General features: G+C 39.2%; 20 protein-coding genes. 11 read left to right on the forward strand and 9 right to left on the reverse strand.

What is annotated here, in order from left to right:
* Nucleotides 1–5: 5 nt before the first annotated feature.
* Entirely contained in the window at nt 6–1,466 is a 1,461-nt protein-coding gene (locus ACPF64_RS11800) for an NCS1 family nucleobase:cation symporter-1 (RefSeq protein ID WP_426453440.1), read from the reverse strand.
* A 397-nt stretch (nt 1,467–1,863) separates the two neighbouring features.
* Here ACPF64_RS11800 and ACPF64_RS11805 point away from each other — a divergent pair, with 397 nt between their 5' ends.
* Nucleotides 1,864–2,613, forward strand: coding sequence for a GntR family transcriptional regulator (locus ACPF64_RS11805; protein ID WP_426453442.1), 750 nt, complete (start codon nt 1,864–1,866; stop codon nt 2,611–2,613).
* Between the two features lie 38 nt (nt 2,614–2,651).
* Here ACPF64_RS11805 and ACPF64_RS11810 read toward each other — a convergent pair whose 3' ends face one another.
* A complete protein-coding gene (locus ACPF64_RS11810) occupies nt 2,652–3,542 on the reverse strand; it encodes a LysR family transcriptional regulator (protein WP_311087809.1) in 891 nt (296 codons plus the stop codon).
* Between the two features lie 198 nt (nt 3,543–3,740).
* Between ACPF64_RS11810 and ACPF64_RS11815 the strand changes: the two genes are divergently transcribed.
* From ACPF64_RS11815 to ACPF64_RS11825, 3 genes are all read left to right on the forward strand, one after another.
* Nucleotides 3,741–4,427 (forward strand): hydrolase, encoded by a 687-nt coding sequence (locus ACPF64_RS11815; RefSeq protein ID WP_001043290.1) that lies wholly within the window; start codon nt 3,741–3,743, stop codon nt 4,425–4,427.
* 109 nt (nt 4,428–4,536) lie between these two features.
* Nucleotides 4,537–6,411: an amidohydrolase gene (locus tag ACPF64_RS11820; RefSeq protein ID WP_017389433.1), complete on the forward strand. Its 1,875-nt coding sequence runs from the start codon at nt 4,537–4,539 to the stop codon at nt 6,409–6,411.
* 57 nt (nt 6,412–6,468) lie between these two features.
* Entirely contained in the window at nt 6,469–6,630 is a 162-nt protein-coding gene (locus ACPF64_RS11825; protein ID WP_000784879.1) for a DUF1427 family protein, read from the forward strand.
* Nucleotides 6,631–6,699: 69 nt separating this feature from the next.
* On the opposite strand, the gene arsC is transcribed toward ACPF64_RS11825, so the two are convergent.
* Nucleotides 6,700–7,128, reverse strand: a complete 429-nt coding sequence (gene arsC / locus ACPF64_RS11830; protein WP_426453445.1) for an arsenate reductase (glutaredoxin) — start codon at nt 7,126–7,128, stop codon at nt 6,700–6,702.
* A gap of 84 nt (nt 7,129–7,212) precedes the next feature.
* Here arsC and ACPF64_RS11835 point away from each other — a divergent pair, with 84 nt between their 5' ends.
* From ACPF64_RS11835 to arsH, 4 genes are read left to right on the forward strand one after another with little or no spacing between them, the layout of a single operon-like run.
* Nucleotides 7,213–7,542, forward strand: coding sequence for a metalloregulator ArsR/SmtB family transcription factor (locus ACPF64_RS11835; protein WP_270902310.1), 330 nt, complete (start codon nt 7,213–7,215; stop codon nt 7,540–7,542).
* Nucleotides 7,543–7,546: 4 nt separating this feature from the next.
* Nucleotides 7,547–8,020, forward strand: a complete 474-nt coding sequence (locus tag ACPF64_RS11840; RefSeq protein ID WP_426453447.1) for an arsenate reductase ArsC — start codon at nt 7,547–7,549, stop codon at nt 8,018–8,020.
* Nucleotides 8,021–8,031: 11 nt separating this feature from the next.
* Nucleotides 8,032–9,078: an ACR3 family arsenite efflux transporter gene (arsB, locus tag ACPF64_RS11845; protein ID WP_426453449.1), complete on the forward strand. Its 1,047-nt coding sequence runs from the start codon at nt 8,032–8,034 to the stop codon at nt 9,076–9,078.
* Nucleotides 9,065–9,778, forward strand: a complete 714-nt coding sequence (gene arsH / locus ACPF64_RS11850; RefSeq protein ID WP_426453451.1) for an arsenical resistance protein ArsH — start codon at nt 9,065–9,067, stop codon at nt 9,776–9,778. Before arsB ends, arsH begins: the two co-directional genes overlap by 14 nt.
* 60 nt (nt 9,779–9,838) lie before the next feature.
* On the opposite strand, the gene ACPF64_RS11855 is transcribed toward arsH, so the two are convergent.
* Nucleotides 9,839–10,741, reverse strand: coding sequence for a LysR family transcriptional regulator (locus ACPF64_RS11855; RefSeq protein ID WP_005041297.1), 903 nt, complete (start codon nt 10,739–10,741; stop codon nt 9,839–9,841).
* Between the two features lie 101 nt (nt 10,742–10,842).
* On the opposite strand from ACPF64_RS11855, the gene ACPF64_RS11860 reads away from it, so the two are divergent.
* The 3 genes from ACPF64_RS11860 to ahpF all read left to right on the forward strand — a co-directional run bounded on the left by ACPF64_RS11860 (nt 10,843) and on the right by ahpF (nt 13,669).
* Entirely contained in the window at nt 10,843–11,403 is a 561-nt protein-coding gene (locus tag ACPF64_RS11860) for a chromate transporter (RefSeq protein WP_426453454.1), read from the forward strand.
* Nucleotides 11,403–11,924, forward strand: a complete 522-nt coding sequence (locus ACPF64_RS11865) for a chromate transporter (protein WP_133974002.1) — start codon at nt 11,403–11,405, stop codon at nt 11,922–11,924. Before ACPF64_RS11860 ends, ACPF64_RS11865 begins: the two co-directional genes overlap by 1 nt.
* A 179-nt stretch (nt 11,925–12,103) precedes the next feature.
* Nucleotides 12,104–13,669 carry an alkyl hydroperoxide reductase subunit F gene (gene ahpF / locus ACPF64_RS11870; protein WP_151744621.1) on the forward strand — a complete coding sequence of 522 codons (1,566 nt, stop codon included), beginning with the start codon at nt 12,104–12,106 and terminating at the stop codon, nt 13,667–13,669.
* Between the two features lie 54 nt (nt 13,670–13,723).
* Here ahpF and ACPF64_RS11875 read toward each other — a convergent pair whose 3' ends face one another.
* The 5 genes from ACPF64_RS11875 to dnaE form a co-directional block, all read right to left on the reverse strand.
* Nucleotides 13,724–15,730, reverse strand: a complete 2,007-nt coding sequence (locus ACPF64_RS11875; protein WP_426453458.1) for an esterase/lipase family protein — start codon at nt 15,728–15,730, stop codon at nt 13,724–13,726.
* A gap of 115 nt (nt 15,731–15,845) precedes the next feature.
* Nucleotides 15,846–16,787 carry an ABUW_2363 family tetratricopeptide repeat lipoprotein gene (locus ACPF64_RS11880; protein WP_005041285.1) on the reverse strand — a complete coding sequence of 314 codons (942 nt, stop codon included), beginning with the start codon at nt 16,785–16,787 and terminating at the stop codon, nt 15,846–15,848.
* 105 nt (nt 16,788–16,892) lie between these two features.
* The gene (gene cysE / locus ACPF64_RS11885; protein ID WP_017390494.1) at nt 16,893–17,708 is read right to left on the reverse strand and encodes a serine O-acetyltransferase; all 816 of its coding nucleotides are present in this window, start codon (nt 17,706–17,708) and stop codon (nt 16,893–16,895) included.
* Nucleotides 17,701–18,540 (reverse strand): RNA methyltransferase, encoded by an 840-nt coding sequence (locus ACPF64_RS11890; protein WP_231763576.1) that lies wholly within the window; start codon nt 18,538–18,540, stop codon nt 17,701–17,703. Before ACPF64_RS11890 ends, cysE begins: the two co-directional genes overlap by 8 nt.
* A 14-nt stretch (nt 18,541–18,554) precedes the next feature.
* Nucleotides 18,555–22,118, reverse strand: a complete 3,564-nt coding sequence (dnaE, locus tag ACPF64_RS11895; protein WP_005041278.1) for a DNA polymerase III subunit alpha — start codon at nt 22,116–22,118, stop codon at nt 18,555–18,557.
* Nucleotides 22,119–22,289 lie beyond the last annotated feature (171 nt).

The raw sequence follows: 22,289 nt of genomic DNA on the forward strand, positions 1-22,289 counted from the left end.
TGTACTTATACCTTAGTCATTACAGATTTTGCATGAGTAAGCGGTTGGTTAAGAAATCGGTAAATCACAAAACCAAGCCCCATGCCAATAAACCAAGTGAAATTAGCAAGCGCGGATAATTGCGGTAAAAGCATGCACAAAACAGGAATTAATGAAGCTGGAATTAAGGCATAAAAAGCAGAACGGTTATAACCATTTTTATACCAATACAAACCCTTAGCGTCTAAGGTATATAAGTCATCTACTAAGATTTTTTGTTTTTTCACGAGGTAAAAATCAGCTAGCAATACGCCAAAAAGTGGGCCGATAAACGCGCCTAAAATATCAATGGTGTAGTGAATCACTTGAGGATTATTAAACAGATTCCATGGGGTGATGAAAATTGAACCTACTGCTGCAATCATTCCACCCATACGCCAGCTAATTTTACTCGGTGAAACATTCGAAAAATCAAAGGCAGGCGAAACAAAGTTAGCGACAATATTAATCCCGATGGTCGCAATCATTAAGGTCAAGCTGCCTAAAATGACTACAAAAGTGTTATCCAATTTACCAACCATCTCGACAGGGTCGGTAATGAGTTTGCCGTACACCGGAAGTGTCGCTGCAATACAAACCACGGTAAGTAAAGAAAAGCCTAGAAAGTTAATGGGTAAACCAAGAAAGTTACCCATTTTAATGGCACTAAAACTTTTGCCGTAACGAGCGAAGTCGCCAAAGTTCAGCATAGGTCCTGAAAAATATGAAACAACAAGAGCAATAGCACCAATCATGACAGGTACAACCGCAAATCCGTCGTATTGAACACCGCTCAAGTTTAAATCAATATTTTGCCATCCAGCTTTCCAGATGAGCCATACTGCCATGGCAAACATCACAACGTAGACCGCGGGGCCAGCCCAGTCGATGAACTTACGAATGCTGTCCATGCCAGACCAAAAAACAATAGCTTGTAGTAGCCAAAGCAGCATGAAGCCGATCCATCCTAAAAAGGACAGTCCAAGAAATCCATAATTTGAAACATCTGCATAGACTGACCATTCCGGAAAGAACTTTAAAATGACCAATAAGAATGCACTTGAGGCCAAATAGGTTTGAATGCCATACCATGCGACCGCAATCAGACCACGAATAACAGCAGGAATATTTGCACCAAGCACACCGAAAGTTGCACGACATATAACAGGATAGGGAGTACCAGTTTGTTGGCTAGACTTGGCAATCAGATTTGTAAAAAACTGAACAATTGCAATACCGATGAGTAAAGATAAAAGTACCTGCCAGCTATTCAGCCCAAGTGCAAAAAGGCTTCCGGCCATAACATAACCACCGACACTATGAACGTCAGACATCCAGAAGGCAAAAATATTATAAGCACCCCATGTTTGCTTTTTTAAAGGGGCTAAGTCTTGATTTGTCAGTTTTGCATCATAAGAAGGTTTAATTATTGCTTCGCTATTATTCATCTTGAACGCTCACTTCCCTAAGATAGTGGGTACTTTCAGCAGCTTTGGATTTCTGTCTAAAAGAATGAAATTAAGATTGTGCACAATATTATATTTAAATTGTGCACAATCTTAATTGAGCAAAAGTTATGCCAAATTCTGAAATCAAAGCTTGTGAGTTTTCCGTTCAACTAATAGTTTGTGTATTTAGAGGTAAATGAATGAAAGTTGGTTTGCTTAATCTGTTATAAAAAAATGAGTAAATTTAAAGGAATGGAACAATCTTATAATGTTAAATCTTGAATAGATCTTCCAGCATAGATATTGTTCTTATGAGAGAAATATTTCCAAATGGTTAAGTTGGACATACACTGTTCAAATTAAATAATGTTTTAAAAAAGAGAGGGCGTTAATAAAAATGGAGAAATCAATGCCATCGAATGCACCAAAAAGAGCCGTAGAAATGAGCAATGATGAAATTGATGACCATATATATAACGCTATTGTAGATGCCATTTTAAATAGGCAACTTACACCTAGAGCACGCTTGGTTGAAGCGCCATTATGTGAAGCATTTGGTGTGACACGGGGAGTCTTAAGACGCGTTTTTGTTAAACTTGCGCACGATAAGGTCATCGAAATACAGCCAAATCGTGGGGCACTCATAGCAGAACATAGCCTTGATGAAACAAAAGAGGTCTTTGAAGCACGCAGCATGCTTGAAATTGTCACTGTAAAAAAGTTAGCTCAAAAGTCTCATCACTTAGATTTTAGTGAGCTTCGCGCCTTAGTCGATCAAGAGTCGCAAGAGCGATTAGCTGGTAATTGGGCTGAGTGGATTAAGCTATCAGGTAAATTTCATCTAAAGCTTGTTGAAGCTAATCAAAATACTATTATGACCAGCTATTTGCAGACACTTATTGCGAGAACATCATTGTTAATTGGTTTGTATGAAATTCCAAAACATAATAATTGTTCGGCAGATGAACATCGTGCAATTTTAGATGCTATTGAGCAAGGCGATGAAAAACGAGCCACACAACTGATGGAAGAGCATTTAGAACACTACGCGACGACATTTATTGAAGAAAACAGCGTAGTAACAGCAGAGCAAAATTTATTAAATTTATTTAAAAATAAGAAGATTGAAGCTACTCAAACCAACTAAAAAAGTGGGCCAATTCTTATGGAAAAGGCCCAGACCACTTATTTTATAGGAGCGATTTGATGGGTTAAAAAATCAATAAATAGTTTTACTTTCTTCGATAAAATTTTACGGTTTGGCCATGTCACATATAAATGAAGTGGCTGACTGGTGTAGTCCTCCAAACATTTCTGTAATTTACCTTCCTTGTAGTAAGGCTCTGCAATAAACTCTGGAAGAAAGACAATACCGTGATCTTTTAGGCACATATCTAATAATAATTCACCATTATTACAGGTCATCACAGGGAAACAATTAAAGGACACTTCTTTTTGATCTTTTTGGAAAATCAACTTCTTATGACGGCTATCTTGATAATAAATTAAAAATTTATGATCTTTGAGTTCCTCTAAAGAGGCGGGTAATCCATGCTGATTAAAATACTCAGGCGTTGCATATAAATATCGTTGATAGGTATTTAATATTTTACTATTTGCCAAATTTGGAGGAGAGCCATCTACACGAATTGTTAAATCAAATTTATTATTATTCATGTCTAATAACTGATCGGTCATGAACAAATCAATTTTGATACTAGGGTATTTTTCAATAAAGTCTGAAATTATATTTTGAAGAAAAATATTACTAAAAGACATGGGGGTATTGAGCTTGAGTTCACCTTCAGGGTACTGCTGATTGTAGTTAATTTCATAGGCAGCCCATTCAAACTCACTTAAAATGACTTTGCTATGTTGATAAAACTTTTCTCCACAAGAAGTGAGGTTCATCTGTCTTGTGGTTCTGGTTAATAGTGTAGTTTTTAGGTCATTTTCGAGGTAGCAAACGCGTTTAGCAACCAAGTCACGAGAGATATCGAGTGCTCTGGCTGCACTACTAAAATTACCATGTTCTACGACACTTACAAAAGTGGAAATACAGTCTAATCGATCCATGGATAAGCGAAAGTTAAAAAAAATATATATCAATGATTAAACTATAAAAATTAAAAAGCAATCATTGTTTTTATTGTATTCATGCAGGATACAGATTCGTGCTGATTTGCTGTCTATGCTTTTACATTTTTATCTGTTTTGATAATGACCAGTAAGCAATTTTAATGCATTACTCATAAGGAATAATGGAGTTTACCCATGAATAAGTCACTTTTAGAACAACTTTCACCAACGAATTGTCAGGTTATTTTTATTGATCACCAGCCACAAATGGCTTTTGGTGTGCAGTCAATAGACCGCCAAGTATTAAAAAATAATACTGTAGGGTTAGCAAAAGCAGCTAAAACGTTCAATATTCCTGTCACTATTACTACGGTTGAAACTGAAAGCTTCTCTGGTCATACATATCCTGAGCTTTTAGATGTATTTCCTGATGCTCCATTATTAGAACGTACTTCAATGAATTCATGGGATGATCAAAAAGTACGTGATTCACTTGCAAAAAATAACCGTAAGAAAGTGATTGTTTCGGGTTTGTGGACTGAAGTGTGCAATAACACTTTTGCTTTTGGTGCCATGCTTGAAGGTGATTATGAAATTTATATGGTTGCGGATGCTTCTGGTGGTACATCGAAAGAAGCACATGACTATGCCATGCAACGTATGATTCAAGCAGGTGTTGTTCCAGTAACTTGGCAACAAGTATTACTTGAATGGCAACGTGATTGGGCACACCGTGATACCTATGATGCAGTTATGGCAATTGTACGTGAGCATTCTGGTGCTTATGGTATGGGCGTTGATTATGCTTATACGATGGTACATAAGGCACCTGAACGTACCACATCAAAACACGAAGTACTTGCACCAGTTCCTGCAAAATAAAATAGTACTTATTTAGGTAAAGGCATATCTAGTATTCAATATTGAAGTGATATTAATACGGATATGCCTTTATTTTTTAGAACGATAATTCACAAGAATGGAGTTCAGAATGACCGAAATAAACCTCATACTTAAAAACGGTAAAATCACCACACTAGATCCTAAAAATCCAGAAGTACAAGCAATTGCCATAGCAGATGGTAAAGTCGTACGCACCGGCACAAATGATGAGATCATGAAGCTGGCATCAGCGACGAGCAAAGTTGTAGATTTAAATGGTCGTCGCGTTATACCGGGTCTAAATGACAGTCATCTACATATTATTCGTGGTGGCCTGAACTACAATATGGAACTGCGTTGGGAAGGTGTGCCATCTGTAGCGGATGCACTACGCTTACTCAAAGAACAAGCCGATAATACACCAGCTCCTCAATGGGTACGTGTGGTTGGTGGTTGGACTGAATTCCAGTTTGCCGAAAAGCGTTTACCGACTTTAGAAGAAATTAATAAAGCCGCTCCTGATACTCCAGTATTTGTTTTACATTTATATGCTAGCGCCTTGTTGAACCGAGCTGCGCTTGATGTATTGGGCTTTAATAAAGACACGCCAGACCCGCCTGGCGGCAAGATTGTACGAGATGAAAAGGGTGAGCCAACGGGTCTGTTGCTCGCAACTCCATCGGCTATGATTTTATATTCGACCTTAGGTAAAGCACCGAAATTGCCAGTTGAAGATCAAGTCAATTCAACTCGTCATTTCATGCGTGAACTAAATCGATTAGGTATTACTTCTGCAATCGATGCGGGTGGCGGTGGGCAAAATTATCCTGAAGATTATGATGTGATTAAGCAATTGCATGACCAAAACCAAATGACAGTGCGAATTGCATACAACTTATTTGCTCAAAAAGCTGGTCAAGAACTTGATGATTATCGTCGCTGGACAGAAATGACATTTCCGGGCGATGGTGATGAACTATTTAGAATGAATGGAGCGGGTGAGAACCTGACTTGGTCGGCGGGCGACTTTGAAGATTTCTATGAGCCACGTCCGGATTTACCAGAAAAAATGGAAGGTGAACTCGAAGCCATTGTAGAGCATTTATCTGAAAAGAAATGGCCATTCCGTATTCATGCAACCTATGATGAAAGTATTAATCGTTTGCTCAATGTATTTGAAAAAGTAAATTCAAAACAGCCATTTGCAACCCGATTTATTATTGACCATGCCGAAACCGTATCTGAACGTAATATTGAGCGTATTGGTGCATTGGGTGGCGGTATTGCCATTCAACACCGTATGGCATATCAAGGTGAGATTTTCGTAAAACGCTATGGTGCAGAAGCTGCTCAAGCAACGCCACCAGTTAAGAAAATGTTAGAGCTAGGTGTTCCTGTAGGTGCGGGAACAGATGCAACACGTGTTGCGTCTTATAACCCTTGGGTTTGCTTATATTGGTTGAGCACAGGTAAAACAGTGGGTGGTTTACCTTTGTATGATGAAAAAAATCTATTAGATCGCCAAACAGCGCTTATGCTCTGGACCAAAGGTTCGGCTTGGTTTTCAGGTGAAAAAGATGTCAAAGGCTCATTAACAGCAGGGGAACTTGCTGATTTAGTTGTATTGTCTGATGACTACTTCAAAGTTGAAGCAGATGATATTCAGTGGATTGAGTCTGTGCTCACTGTTTTAGGCGGAAAAGTGGTATATGCAGGTGCAGAGTTTAAGCAAGATGATCCTCCATTACCACCAGCATCACCAACATGGTCACCAGTAAAACGTTTTGGTGGGCAATGGCGGTTATCTGAAAACCGTAATGCACCTTCAAATCAGTCTTTACAGTCAGAAAGCGCGCTGTGTGCATGTGCTAGCAGTTGCGGTATGCATGGACATAGCCACTCATGGATGCTTGATGTTCCTGTAAATGATAAAGATAAAAAATCTTTCTGGGGCGCACTGGGTTGTTCGTGTTTTGCATTTTAAATAAAACAGTATGGGAACCTGCCGCTTTAAATGGCTTGGTTCTCTAAGGTATGTACCATGAAAATGTACTTATTATCTTTGGCTGTAGGGTTGCTCGTTGGTGTCTTATATTATGTTTTAAATGTGAAGTCGCCAGCTCCACCTCTTGTTGCATTAGTTGGTTTATTAGGCATGGTGATAGGAGAACAACTTCTTCCTTTTATTAAGTCCTATTTTTAACCGTTTTCATTTAACAAAAAAGCTAAATGGCATTGCGCCGTTTAGCTTTTTATCTATGAGAATCTTAGATTATTTTATTCGTTGACCTTGTTCATTAATGATCACTTCACCATCTTCTTTTGCAAAATAGCCTAAGTTTTCTGAATCTAAAATGTCCAAAACAATTTCAGAAGGACGGCACAGACGTGTACCTTTTGAAGTCACCACAAACGGACGATTGATTAAAATTGGGTACTGAATCATAAAATCAATTAACTGTTCATCTGTCCAGCTGTCTTGTTCTAAATCTAAATCTTTATATGGATCAACATTTTTACGAATTGCATCACGAACGGTTAATCTAGCTTGTGAAATGAGTTGAGTAAGCTCATCTTTACTAGGAGGTGTCTGTAAATATTCAATAACAATGGGTTCAATCCCAGCGTGACGAATAAGTGCAAGCGTATTACGTGAGGTGCCACAAGCAGGGTTATGGTAAATCTTCACTAGCTCAGTCATGACAAATTTATCGCCGAATTAAGATATTGCATTTATATATGGATATACGTATATTTGCAATAACGAATATGAATTGTTACTGACATGATCACTCAAGTCGATTTTTTTAAATGTCTTTCGGACCTTACTCGGTTAAGCATTCTTAAATTAGTTTTAAGAAAACAAAACATATGTGTTTGTGAACTGACCGAGCAACTTGACTTAAGCCAACCGAAAATTTCCCGACATTTAGCGCTATTACGTACTCATGGCATTTTACTTGACTCAAGACAAGGGCAATGGGTGTATTACAGCGTTAACCCAGATTTACCAAGTTGGGCCGTTGAAGTTTTGAAAATTATAGGAAACCAAGATGAAAGTTTCGTGAATCAATCATCTTCACAGTTTTCTTCTATTTCTACCTATTGTGAGTAACACCATGAAATTCTTATTTTTATGTACTGGAAACAGTTGCCGTAGCATTTTGTCAGAAGTTTTATTTAATAGTCGTGCACCAGAAAATTGGAAAGCGTATAGCGCAGGAAGTAAACCATCAGGGCAGGTGCATCCATTAACCATTGAAACACTTGAAAACTTAGGTCTTTCAACAGATGGGCTATGGAGCAAAACCATTGATGACTGCGAGCAGTATCAACCAGATGTTGTGATTACAGTCTGTGATTCTGCTGCACAAGAAGCATGCCCACTTTATTTAGGCGGTGCAATCAAAGCACACTGGGGCTTAAGTGATCCATCTCATTTGGACTTGCCAAAAGAAGAAAAATTAAAAGCTTTCCAAGAGACAGTAGATCATATCAACCGTCGTTTAGATGTGTTGTTCGCGCTCGATGTTGCTCATTTAAATCGTTCACATTTGATTACTGAGATTAATAAAATCTCTCATATTGAGTAAGAGAGCAGAACATGACTAAGCAAAAGCTTTCTTTTTTAGACCGGAATCTGACGCTATGGATTTTTATTGCCATGGGTTTAGGGGTGGCAATAGGTGTTTTCTTTCCTCAAGCCTCGGTTTCTTTGAATCAACTTAGTGTAGATAACGTCAATATTCCGATTGCAATTGGTTTAATTTTAATGATGTATCCACCTTTGGCAAAGGTAGATTACGCAACTTTACCGGAAGTATTTAAAGATAAAAAAACGTTGGCTTTGTCTTTAGTACAAAACTGGTTAATTGCTCCAGTTTTGATGTTTGCTTTAGCGATTATTTTTCTGCATAACTATCCGGAATATATGACAGGTCTAATCTTGATAGGCTTGGCACGTTGCATTGCAATGGTATTGGTCTGGAACGGTTTGGCCTGTGGGGATAACCAATATGTTGCTGCTTTAGTTGCCTTTAACAGTATTTTCCAAATTTTATTCTTTAGTACTTATGCATGGCTTTTCTTAACTTTCTTGCCGCCGTATTTTGGTGTGGCTGGTCAAGTCATTGATGTGAATTTCTGGACCATTACCCATGCTGTATTGGTGTATTTAGGTATTCCATTTTTAATGGGTTTCCTCACGCGACTCATTTTAGTGAAAGCAAAAGGATTAGATTGGTATCAAACTAAATTCTTACCAAAAATCAGTCCGATTAGTTTGCTTGCATTACTTTTTACCATTGTGGCTATGTTTAGTCTTAAAGGTGGTGATGTGGTGAGCTTACCTTTAGATGTGCTGCGAATTGCGATTCCACTGATGATTTACTTTGTGGTGATGTTCTTCATTAGCTTCTTTATGAGTAAACGTATGGGAAATAACTACCCACGTACCACTGCCATTTCATTTACCGCTGCGGGTAACAACTTTGAGCTTGCTTTAGCAGTTGCGATTGCAACATTTGGTTTAGCATCACCTGTAGCATTTACCACTGTGATAGGACCATTGGTTGAAGTTCCGGTTTTAATTTCACTCGTTTCAGTTTCTCTTTGGCTCAAGAAAAAGTATTTCTCCCATGAACAGTCTTAACAATGATTTATCAAATGTAGCGTTAAATCTTTTAGATAAGCCTACCTTTGAACAAGTGCAAGTACAGCAACTTGAACATCCACCACGCATTTTATTGCTATATGGTTCTAATCGTGAGCGTTCTTATAGTCGTTTTGCTGTGTTGACGGCTGGACGAATTCTTGAATATTTAGGCGCCGAGGTCAAAATCTTTCATCCTAAAGGTTTACCTTTACCAGAAGATGCAGAAACAGATCATCCAAAAGTTCAAGAATTACATGAGCTTCTGGCTTGGGCAGAAGGGATGGTGTGGTGTTCACCAGAACGTCATGGTGCAATGAGTTCGATTTTAAAAGCTCAGATTGATTGGATTCCCTTAGCTGGCGGAGCAATTCGTGCAACTCAGGGTAAAACCTTAGCCGTTATGCAGGTTAGTGGAGGTTCTCAATCTTTCAATGCTGTGAATCAAATGCGCATTTTAGGGCGCTGGATGCGTATGATTACGATCCCGAATCAGTCTTCGGTTGCTAAAGCTTTTTTAGAGTTTGAAGAAGATGGAAGTATGAAACCATCCTCTTACTATGACCGAATTGTCGACGTAATGGAGGAACTCTATAAGTTCACTTTATTAACACGCGGACAAAAACAATATCTGACAGATCGCTATTCGGAACGTAAAGAATCGGCAGAAGAGTTATCTAAACGAGTCAATCAAAAATAGACTGTTTTACTCAATAAAAAGTGCTCCGATAGGGGCATTTTTTATTGAGTAATTTTTTGGTTACGTAATTGTTGGTAATAATTTTTGTAATAAATTAATAAAGTTTGAAACTTTGGCTGAATTTTCATTTTCTCTTGTAATCAAGTAAAGAGGAGCATTAAGTTTTATTGAACTATCAAATTCGCGATAAACAATTTCATGGTCCCAGAAGTTATGCATTGAGGCCGGTACAATAGTTATACCAATTCCAGCAGCGACTAAATTTAATGTTGCGGTAGGTCGAGGCGCTTCCTGAATAATACGTGGGCTAAAACCCGCTTGGTAGCAGCTATATAAAATGTTGTCATATAAACCTTGTCCTGAAGAACGACGGTATAAAACAAAATTTTCATCTGATAAGTCACTTGAACTAATTTTTTCTTTTTGCGTAAGTGGATGTCCTATAGGCAATGCCACCATCATTGGCTCATCTAATATATGAAGATGTTTTAACCCAATATCACGACTAATCGGGGCTCTTAAAAAGGCGATATCAAGTTTTTCCGAGATTAACCGATCTAATTGCTTTTGGCTACCTGCTTCTTCAAGTTTGGTTTGTACCCCTGGATATATTTCCCGATAGGAGCGCAATACTAATGAAATCAGTGGATGTAAGCCTGCAGAACTTGTAAAACCAATATTGAGTTGTCCTGTTTTACCTTGGCTGACATCTTGAACTAATTTAGGAATATGTTTGGCATGCTCTAATAAAATTTGTGCTTCTTTAAATAGTGCTAAACCTGCTTCAGTTGGTTCAATCCCACGTGGTTGCCGAACAAGCAATTGTGTTCCGAGCTCTTCTTCCAGTTTTTTGAGTAAACGTGTTAATGGCGGCTGTTGAATAAATAATCGGTTTGCCGCGTGGGTAATGTTTCTTTCTTCAACAACCACAACAAAGGCATGAAGCTTGTGCAAATCTAGCATAGAAATACCTTTAGGGTATGGTTAAAGAAAATAAAAGCATTTGTAGATATGTCATAAAAGTATCATTCTATCTTGGTCAGATAAAGTGAAAAGTAACGAAAATGAACCATGTTGAAATTGCCGTGCAGAAGGAGAGTGTACCGAGCTGCACAGAACTATTTTTAGGTTTTTTAACATTAGGTTTAATCGGATTTGGTGGCGTATTGCCTTTAGCACGAAAAGTCGTTGTAGAGCAGAGACAGTGGCTAAGTCCTGAAAAATTCACTGAATTACTGGGTCTGTGTCAATTTTTACCGGGCGGCAATATCATTAATTTATCTGTTGCGATTGGCATGGAGTTTCGCGGTGTCCGTGGAGCGGTAAGTTCACTGATTGGCTTGATCCTTGCGCCTACGATAATTGTTGTACTTTTACATTATGTCTATGAGCAGTTCCAAGACAATTTAATGGTTAAGCATCTTTTTGAAGGGCTGGGAGCAGCAGCAGCAGGGCTTCTGGTGGCAACCGGCTTAAAAATGTTGAAACCATTATTACGTAACCCAATAGCGATGTGTGTTGTCGTGGCAGCAATTGTTAGCATTGCTTTTCTAAAAATCTCCTTGCTTTTGACCATGCTGATTTTGTTGGCACTTTATTCAACTATTATTTGGAGACGTGTGTAATGGGTGCAGTTCTACTTACTTTAGCCATCATTTTTACTCAATTGTCTCTTATTGCATTTGGTGGCGGCAATACAATTTTGCCTGAAATGCAACGCCAAGTGGTCGATATTCATCACTGGATGACGGCACAAGAATTTAGTGCATTATTTGCCATGGCCCAAGCTGCCCCTGGTCCAAACATGATGATTGTCCCGTTGGTGGGATGGCATGTAGCAGGGCTATCGGGTTTACTTGTGACATCAACCGCCAAATTTCTACCTTCATCTATTATTACTGTATTTGTAATGAGAGGTTGGTCAAAATTTAAAGATAAGAAATGGCGACGTGTTTTACAGCTTGCTTTACAACCCGTCACTGTGGGAACTGTGCTTGCCAGTGCGTGGATTATTTCTGAGGCGGCTGCAATAAATACTTTACTTGTCATTATGGTCGTCGTTGCAACTTTATTATCTTTAATTAAAAAGGTTCATCCCTTACATGTCTTGATTGCTGGGGCTGTATTTGGCGTGGTGTTACTCTAGTTTAACCAGTTTGCCGGCCTGCGCTGGATGAGTTCAGGTTGGCTTTTTTTGATTGAAGTGAATAATAATTAAATCTAAAAAACCGATCAAATCTATAAAAACATACTGTTTTACCTATTCTGTGTTTTAACGTACTATGCATCTATTGAAAGAATTTGGATGCATTGGAGTAAAAACAGATGTTAGATCAAAACATTAAAACTCAATTAAAAGCTTACTTAGAACGTTTAGAAAGTCCAATCGAATTAGTTGCTGCTTTGGATGAATCAGATAAAGCTGCTCAAATTAAAGAGCTGGTTACCGAAATTGCTGAACTTTCTGACAAGGTCACTGCCCGTTTTGATGGTAACAATACACGTCGTCCAAGCTTTGGTGTCGCTAAAGCAGGTGAACAACCTCGTGTGTTCTTTGCTGGCTTACCGATGGGCCATGAGTTTACATCTTTGATCTTGGCGCTGTTACAGGTGTCTGGTTATGCTCCTAAAGTGTCTGATGAAGTGCTCAACCAGATAAAAGGTTTAAACCTTAAAGCTGACTTTGATGTGTTTGTATCACTAAGCTGTCATAACTGTCCGGACGTGGTACAGGCGCTTAACCTGATTGCGATTTATAACCCGAACACAACTGCAACCATGATCGATGGTTCATTCTTCCAAGACGAAGTTGAACAACGCAAAATCATGGCTGTTCCAATGGTGTTCCAAGACAATGAGCACATTGGTCAAGGTCGTATGACCCTTGAAGAGATTGTGGCAAAACTTGACACTAACTCAGCTGAAAAAGATGCAGCAGCGCTTAATGCCAAAGATGCGTTTGATGTGTTAGTGATTGGTGGTGGACCTGCGGGTGCAACAGCTGCCATCTATGCAGCACGTAAAGGCATTAACACAGGTATCGTGGCTGAACGCTTTGGTGGTCAGGTCATGGATACCATGGACATTGAAAACTTCACGTCTGTTCAAAAAACTCAAGGTCCTAAGTTTGCTGCTGAAATGGAAGCACATGTTCGTGAATATGATGTTGATATCATGAACCTGCAACGTGTCAGCAAAATCGTTGGTGCAGATCAAACAGCAAATGGTCTGGTTGAGGTTGAACTCGAAAACGGTGCAAAGCTTGAATCTAAAACAGTAATCCTTTCAACAGGTGCACGTTGGAGAGAAATGAATGTACCGGGTGAAGCTGAATACCGTACTCGTGGTGTCGCGTACTGCCCACACTGTGATGGTCCATTGTTCAAAGGCAAACGTGTTGCCGTGATTGGTGGTGGTAACTCGGGTGTAGAAGCTGCAATTGACCTTGCAGGGATTGTTGAACATGTGACTTTAGTTGAGTTCGACACCAAACTTCGTGCTGACCAAGTCTTGCAAAACAAACTGCATAGCTTGCCAAACACCACTGTGATTATGAATGCCTTAAGTACTGAAGTGTTAGGCGATGGATCACAAGTGACTGGACTTAAATATAAAGACCGTGCGACTGATGAAGAGCATGTGGTTGAGCTTGCAGGAATCTTTGTACAAATTGGTTTATTGCCAAACACTGACTTCTTGAAAGACAGTGAGCTTGAGTTAACCAACCGTGGCGAGATCATTGTAAATGATCGCAACGAAACCAATGTGAAAGGTGTGTTTGCTGCGGGTGACTGTACTACGGTTCCGTACAAGCAAATTATTATTGCTACAGGTGAAGGCGCTAAAGCATCACTCTCTGCATTTGATTACATCATCCGTTCTGGACAATAAAATTTAGATCCAGAAACAAAAGAGCCAAAGGTTATCCTTTGGCTCTTTTTATTTTTATGGTTTATATAAACCATGTTCGACTAAATGCTCTCGTAAAATACGACGCAGTTCTAAAACGGCTTGCGGCGTTAACTGAATTGAATGTCCACCTGGAAGAACCTTCTCAGATTTGGCACCTTCTAAGTGAGCACTTTTATACGGAACAATACCATCTGTAATTACGTTTGGATCATCGCTCTTGGTGATATTGCCCATAATTGAGTGGAAAACCAAGCCCTTATGAGGATTAATATTTTCTGTGAGTTCCATAAATTTGGACTGATGGCTCAAATCGCTTGGACCATTTTGAATCAAACCACTATCAATATTACTCAAGAAATCTTTAACATCTAAATTTTCGGTTGTGAGTGAAGTTGCTACAGCTGATAAAAAAGCACCAGGTAGACGAATAATTTTACGCGCTGCTAATGTAAACCAGCGATCTGCATAATCTGTACCTCGATGAGGAGAAGCCAAGAAAATTGCACGATCAAAATTATTGATTGAATGCATTTGCAATCGTTCAGTAACCATTGGATGTTTCTTAAAGCGGTTTTGCTGACGTGTCGTCATTAGCTCTAAAGCAGGCTTGGTAATATCGCCATCACTTACCAGTAAACGGCTAATAATACCTCCCATACTATGTCCAACCAGTACGGCATCATGTGCAGCATGATCATTAGGGTTTAAAGAACCAAAAGCTTGCTTAAGAAGGGCATAAGTTTGGAAACGGCTTTCCAGAATCGGCATATTAGTCGAATAGAAAACTTGCCAAACTTGATAATTATCTCTTAAAACCGTATCACCCATAACATCATTAGTCAAAGCAATCCATGCCTCAGGACTACTTGCGAGCCCATGGACTAATACAATAATTTTTTTATTTGGATTGTATGGTTCAAGCATATATAGGTGTGGCATGGTCAAGTGCTGATCACGATCAATCAGGCTTAAATAAGCCGCGACACCTAAATTATTTTCAGCTAACCATAAGCCGTAAGGCGCGGAAAAGTTGGCTGCTAGAGGATATTGTTTTCCTGCTACACTAATATTGTCGGTCCGGTATGGATCGTAAACCCGAATCACGAATTCAGGATTATTAATAATTTCTTCAACGGTGGTCGCATGTTTTGGTTCAGCTACAATCGTTGCAGCCAAATAACGTGCATGATGAATATTTGGGTTAACGCCATTTTTATAATTGTATTTAAGTGGGTCTAAAATATACTCATTAATATCTTCTTTTCCTGAACTCGGAAAAACCGCTACAAATTCAGATCCAAAACCATCACGGCGGTTAATGGTTCTTAAGCCCGAAAAATTTAAGTTATAACTTGAAATTAATTTTTCTAATTTTTGACCCGTTAACTGTCTATGAAATTCAAAATCAATCGAATAGACACTTTTACCAATATGAATTTGGGGTTCAACACCATTTTTTTGAGGGTGTCTCAAATCATAAACACCGACCATTTTGGCAATTGCCTGATTATAGAAGTCACGAATCTGAACTTGTCTATTATCAAAAATACGGTCAGTAGGCTGACGCTTCGTTGAAAACAAATAGGCGTAACTATAACGAATACTTTTATCCAGTAAATTTAATTGCTGGTCTAAACAATCATCATATTTGTTCTGAATATTGGTTTGTTCTTCTTCAGACTTATGTTTAGTAAATCTACTAACCTTACAATTAGATGAATCTGACAAAGCCATTGCTTTTGCCAAATACATTTCACTTGCAGCTGATAAGAACTGTTCATCTAAAATTTGAGGTAATTTTTTGAGTTGATTTACACAGTTATCAGGTGTGTCAGTACAAACCTTAGCTTCCTGACCAGACATTGATAAAACATTCAGACTTGCTTCGCTGAGTTTATCTTGCGTAAGAATACTATTACGTTCATTTGCAATAGTTACATTCAAAGCTTGCTGTTTAACATTAACGACCTGACAACCACTCAGAATTGAACCGAGTAGTATGACCGTCAATACTGTTTTGCTTCTTTTTATTGAAAACATTATGGTCAAAATTTAGTGGCTCAATGGTAGGTAGATCATACAAATTTTAAAATATTTTTCAAATGATCAAATAAAAAAAGGGCTGTCAAAACAGCCCTTTTTTATAAAATTAAGCTTATTTTTTTGGTGTTGTACTAGGAGTAGTTGCAGACATTGCAGGGTTCGTTAAAACTTGCCATACGTTCCAACGGCCTTGTTTTTCAATTTCTTGAATTAAACGATCAGCAATTTCCGCTTCATCTGGATATTTAACTTTATAGTTTTTAAGCGTTTGGATCGCATTTTTCTTCTGCTCCATTGCAATATAGTTATTTGCAGCAGCTAGATATGCTTCTTGAACATTACCTTTAATTGCTTTATCTAAATATGGAATGGCTTCACGTTGACCACCACCTTCAGATAAGCCAAAACCGAACCAGAAGTTTGCTTCCGCATCATCTGGATTAATTTTTAAAAGTCTTTGAGCATATTCTAAAGATTTAGTGGTATGAACAGTACCTAAATCAAGGTTACGTGCAAGAACACTTGCTTTAAACGCGCGAAGTAAAATATCAAATGATGCATTTTCATTTGCAGCAAGTGTATCAAGTTGCTGTGTTACTTCTTTAAGTTTACTTTCGAAGCCTTTACGTTCTTGGCGGTCAGTAAAGCGAGGTGGGTAGTGACGTGCTTTGCCTTCCACTAACTGTAAGAAGTCATCAATACTTGTAACGTCAATTTCATTCTCGCCAGCTAAAACTGCATATTTCATTGAACGCTGTGTGTTATTTACAGTCGGAACAATCAGTTTATTGGTGTCGAGAGTAAGCTGTTTGGTTGGATCATCTTGACGGTTAACCACCATTTTCGTTACCGGCTGTGCAGCAGCTTCTTTTAACGCAACTTCAAATGCTGGCGGTTGATCATAGTTAAAAGGATTTAGTGCATAAAAAGGAGGAGTAAGCTCTGGTTCCTTGAAAACAAAAGGCTCAATTTTTTGTTCTTTTACGGGTGCCATTGTACAAGCTGTTAAACTTGAGGTCGCAAGGATGATATATGCCAAAGGCTTAAAATTCATAGGATCTTCCGTTCATTTTAGTAAAGTCAGATTTGGTACTGGTAAGTCTAGGAAAAGCTAAACCGACATGCAAGGGTAAGCGTGTTACATTATGAATCAAGAATATTACGTTTTTGATATCTTGTTTTGTGCGCCACATTCACGACGAACTTCTTCAAGTATTTTTAGCTCTTCATCACTAAAAGGCTGTTCATCTTGGCTTTCTTTTTTGAAGCTAGGGTCTAGCTCTGATAAACGCTGGCATAAATTATTCATACGCGTTTCATTGTGCTGAATACGATCAAGCAAAACGCGCATACCTTCTAAAATAGGATCTGACTGATCAGCAGTTGTCGCATATGGGGCAAAACCAATACTTTGTGCATAATCACGGCGACGTTCTTCATCTTTATCTTGGTTCTTGTCGGTATCTTTATAGATATAGCGAGCAGGGTTTCCTACAGCAGTCACACCAGCAGGAACAGCTTTAGTCACTACAGCATTTGAACCGACTTTAGCGCCTTTACCTACCGTGAATGGGCCCAAAATTTTTGCACCAGCACCAACAACCACACCGTCTTCTAAAGTTGGATGGCGCTTGCCAGTCTTCCATGTTGTACCACCTAAGGTAACACCATGATAAAGCGTAACATCGTCGCCAATTTCAGCAGTTTCACCAATCACAACACCCATGCCATGATCAATAAAAAAACGCTTACCGATTTTAGCACCCGGATGAATTTCGATTCCTGTGGCAAAACGGCTAAATGACGAAAGTAGGCGAGCTGCACCTTTACAATCTTTTTGCCATAATTCATGTGCAACACGATGCATCATAATTGCATGAATGCCAGGATAAGTCGTAAGAACTTCGAGTGTATTGCGGGCAGCAGGATCACGCGCAAATACAGCCTTTATATCTTCTTTAAGCTGTTTAAGCATTGGGTTGATCCTCCTTGTCAGATAATGCTTTTTTCCATTTACCACTGGTTAGAGCTTGTACACGACTAAAAATACCGCGAAGTAAATGATATTCCATACGATCTAATTGTATACGACCAAACAAACGACGCAAGCGCAAAGGCAATAAACGTGGATTCTCTGGATCTAAAAATTCAATTTCAGTCAGCATTTTTTCTAGATGAGGATAAAACTCTTCCATTTGTTGCTGAGTAACCAAAGGTTCATCCCATTGCATGCTTTGGCCTTGCACTAATGGCATTTCATCTACATTCTGGTCGACTTGGTCTTGTTCCAGAGCAGACATGCGAAGCTCATAACATACGACTTGAATCGCTTGCGCAACATTTAGTACACCATAGTCCGGATTTACAGGAATCGTTAAATGGTAATTTGCCAGTGCTAATTCTTCATTAGTTAAACCACGGTCTTCACGACCAAAAACAATTGCAATTTGTTGTCCTTGAGCGGTTGCTTTAATGGCTTCTTTAGCTGCAGGTCGCACATCCAGTAAAGGCCAAGGAATGGTGCGACTACGTGCACTTGTTCCAAAAACCAAATGGCAATCTTTAATTGCATCTTCTAGGGTATCTACAATCTCAAGGTGCTCAAATAAATCTTGGGCACCAGCAGCAAGTGCTTGTATATCTGGATGAGGATATGTTTTGGGTGCTACGAGAACTAATTTAATTAGTCCCATTGTCTTCATGGCACGTAAAGCACTGCCAATATTAGCAGGCAAAGTTGTATTTACCATGACAATACGCACTTGTGCTAATTGTTTTGACACGGTGGTGTGGTCAAACGAACTCATAAGATTTCCAGAAATTACGAATATTGAGAAACTTCGCTTTGGTATAAATCCAATGCATCGTCCATAGACATACCCGCAGGAGGAGAGGCAACAGCATGTGGACGAACAGGGTCTGCTGCTTTAGCCGCTTTCGACTTTACTTGATATTCAATATAAATATTATCTTTACCAAAATAATCTCTGAGCTTAGCAAGTAATTCATCTAGAGGAGCGACTTTCCATTGCGGACCAAACAGAAGCTCGGCTTGAGCATAGGGTTGATCAATCTGTAACTGTAGAGCGATATGTTGATGCATATCTACATTGCAAAATGGCAAGATCATGTTTTGCAAATCTTTTGCCAATGTTGGTTGCATGAACTCTTCTGTTAATTTGATTTGAATACTGTTAGCACGTTTTTGTCTTATTTCATTTAAGGTGAAAGCTTTGGTTAAACGTCCCATTGGACGATCAAAGCCTTCTCGCTCATAGATTTCGCCTTCGAAAACTACAACACGTTCCACTTGAACGATATCTTTAAAACGTTGGAAGCGCTCATGGTTACAGCTGACTTCAATACGTGCCGTACCATCATCTAGTACAATAACAACTCGGTTCGGGAAGTTTGCGACATCAATGACCAAACCTGCATAAACCGTAGTAACGCCACGACGCGTAGCTGTAATTTCATTTAGTTTTACAGGAATAAATGCTTTGAGTTCTTGTCGGTAAACGTCAATTGGATGGCCTGTTAGATATAAACCAAGCGTATCTTTTTCGCCTTTTAAACGAACTTCATCGCTCCACGGTTTTACAGGTTTAGCTGGCTTACGCTGAACTTCTTCAACTTCACCAAATAAATCCATAATACCGCTTTCACGGTTACTTCGAGCTTGTTCAGCAGCTTGAACAGCTTCAGGCAATTGAGCCATTAAGCTTGCACGTTCAATACCTAAGCAATCGAGTGCACCCGCACGAATTAAAGCTTCAAGAGTACGTTTATTGATTTTCTTTAAATCAATACGATGGCAAAAATCGAATAGATCTGTATAAGGGCCATATTGTCGACGAGAGTCAATAACTGACTGCATTGCTTGTTCGCCGACGCCTTTAATTGCACCTAAGCCGTAAACAATCGTTTTATCATTACTCGCATGGAAGTGATAAGTCGACATGTTGACCGATGGTGGTAAGACATCAAGATTATTATTTCGACAGTCATCAATCAAGAATACAACACTGTCGGTGTTTTGCATTTCCGATGTCATGACGGCTGCCATAAACTCAGCAGGGTAATGAGCTTTCAACCATGCTGTATGGTAGGCAACGAGTGCATAAGCAGCGGCGTGAGATTTGTTAAAACCATATCCTGCAAACTTTTCCATATAGTCAAAGATATGGTTGGCTGTGCTTTCGTCAATACCTTTTTCAGCAGCACCTTCTAGGAAAATTTGGCGTTGCTTAACCATTTCCTCAGGTTTCTTTTTACCCATTGCACGGCGTAATAAGTCTGCGCCGCCTAACGTGTAACCTGCACAGATCTGTGCAGCCTGCATCACCTGTTCTTGATAAACCATAATCCCGTATGTTGGCTCTAATACACCTTCAAGAAGGGGATGGAGATATTCAAAATCTCCACCATGCATACGGTGAATAAAGTCAGGAATAAGGTCCATTGGACCTGGACGATACAATGATACGAACGCAATAATTTCTTCGAATTTACTTGGACGTGCTTCTTTAAGCATCCGTTTCATGCCGACGGATTCAAACTGGAATACCGCTGTCGTATTTGCATCGGCAAAGACAGAATATGCTTTAGCGTCGTCTAGAGGAACATGCAAGATATTCAGCTGATCATTACTGTCGCGGTTTTTATTAATATTTTGGATCGCGTCTTCGATAACGGTTAAGTTACGTAAACCCAAGAAGTCGAACTTGACCAGACCTGCTGCTTCTACATCGTCTTTATCATATTGAGCAACACGGTTTGTTCCATCTGCATCACAAAGTACAGCCGAGAAATCGGTAATTTTACCTGGTGCAATGACTACACCACCGGCATGTTTACCAGTATTTCGGGTTACACCTTCTAACTTTAATGCCATTTCCCAGATTTCGCTTGCATCGTCGTTATCTGGGTTAGATGGGTTGGTCACAATATCTTTAAGCTGAGGTTCCATATCAATAGCGGTGGCTAAGTCCACACCGAGCGGTTTGGTAGGCACCATTTTTGAAATACGGTCAGCTAAACCGTAAGATTTACCTAATACACGCGCAACGTCACGGATTGCACCTTTTGCTGCCATGGTTCCGAAAGTTGCAATTTGTGAAACGGCTTCGCGACCATAAGTACGCGATACATAGTCAATGACGCGGTCACGTCCGGCAATACAGAAATCGACGTCAAAGTCAGGCATCGATACACGTTCTGGGTTTAAGAAACGTTCGAAGAGTAGATCGTAACGAAGTGGATCAAGGTCAGTAATTTTTAAGCTATATGCGACTAAAGAACCCGCGCCTGAACCACGACCTGGCCCTACAGGAACACCATTATTTTTTGCCCATTGAATGAAGTCCATGACGATGAGGAAGTATCCTGGGAAACCCATTTTCAGGATAATACCGACTTCATAATCAATTCGTTCATCGTAAGGCTTACGAATCTCTGGCCAATCTTCACCACGTTTTTCAACAGGGTAAAGATAATTTAAGCGCTCTTCCAAACCTACTTTTGATAAATGTTCAAAATAAGTGTCGATGGTAAAACCATCTGGAATTGGATAGTCAGGTAAAAAGTAAGTACCGAGTTGTAGTTTAACGTTGCAGCGTTTGGCAATATGATAGGTGTTCTCGATAGCACTAGGAATATCGGAAAACAACTCGATCATTTCATCTGAGGTTTTAAAGTGCTGCTCTGGGCTATACGTCCGTGGACGGCGATTATCTGCTAATACATAACCATCAGCGATACAAACACGTGCTTCGTGTGCCTCGAAATCTTCTTTTTCTACAAAGTGCACATCATTATGTGCAACTACACCAACATTATATTGAGCAGCAAGCTTAGCTGCTTCTTGAATAAAGTCTTCTTCACCGGGACGGTCAGTACGTGTTAAAGCAAGATAAACACGGTTACCAAACTTTTCGAGCCATGCTTCTAAAAGGGGAGCAGCTTTTTGAGGGTTAGATGAGCAAAGCATCTGACCAACATCACTATGCTGGCCAAGTAAAACGATAATGTCTTGATGCTGTTCAAGTACCCATTCTTTTTGTACACATGGAATACTGAGCTGTTGTCCTTCAATAAAACCGCGTGAAACGATTTCGGTCAGACTTTTCCACCCAATATCACTCATTGCAAGTAAGGTGACACGATGTTGAGCATCATCAAGGCGAATTGTGCTACCTAAAAGCGGCTTAATTCCTTTTTTCAAACAAGAATTATAAAACTTTACCGCCGCATGGAGGTTAGAGAGATCAGTTAATGCCAATGCAGGCATTTGGTCTTTAACCGCAGCATTGACCAAGTCAGGTATGCGAACTATCGACTCTGTAATCGAAAATTCTGTATAAATACCTAGATGAACAAACTGCATAAACCAATCCTTAATGCGACCGCAGCATAGTTTAACACGCAAAGTTAAAAGGAAATGGTTAATATTTTGGCAAACTGTTAAGGATTTTATTATTTAAGAAGAATGAGTTGAACATCTATTGTACAGATTTAATATAAAAGACATTATTTTTATAAAATATGACCAGCCCAA

This window comes from Acinetobacter sp. KB005 (assembly GCF_049949095.1).
In the GTDB taxonomy this organism is placed as follows: Bacteria; Pseudomonadota; Gammaproteobacteria; order Pseudomonadales; family Moraxellaceae; genus Acinetobacter; species Acinetobacter calcoaceticus.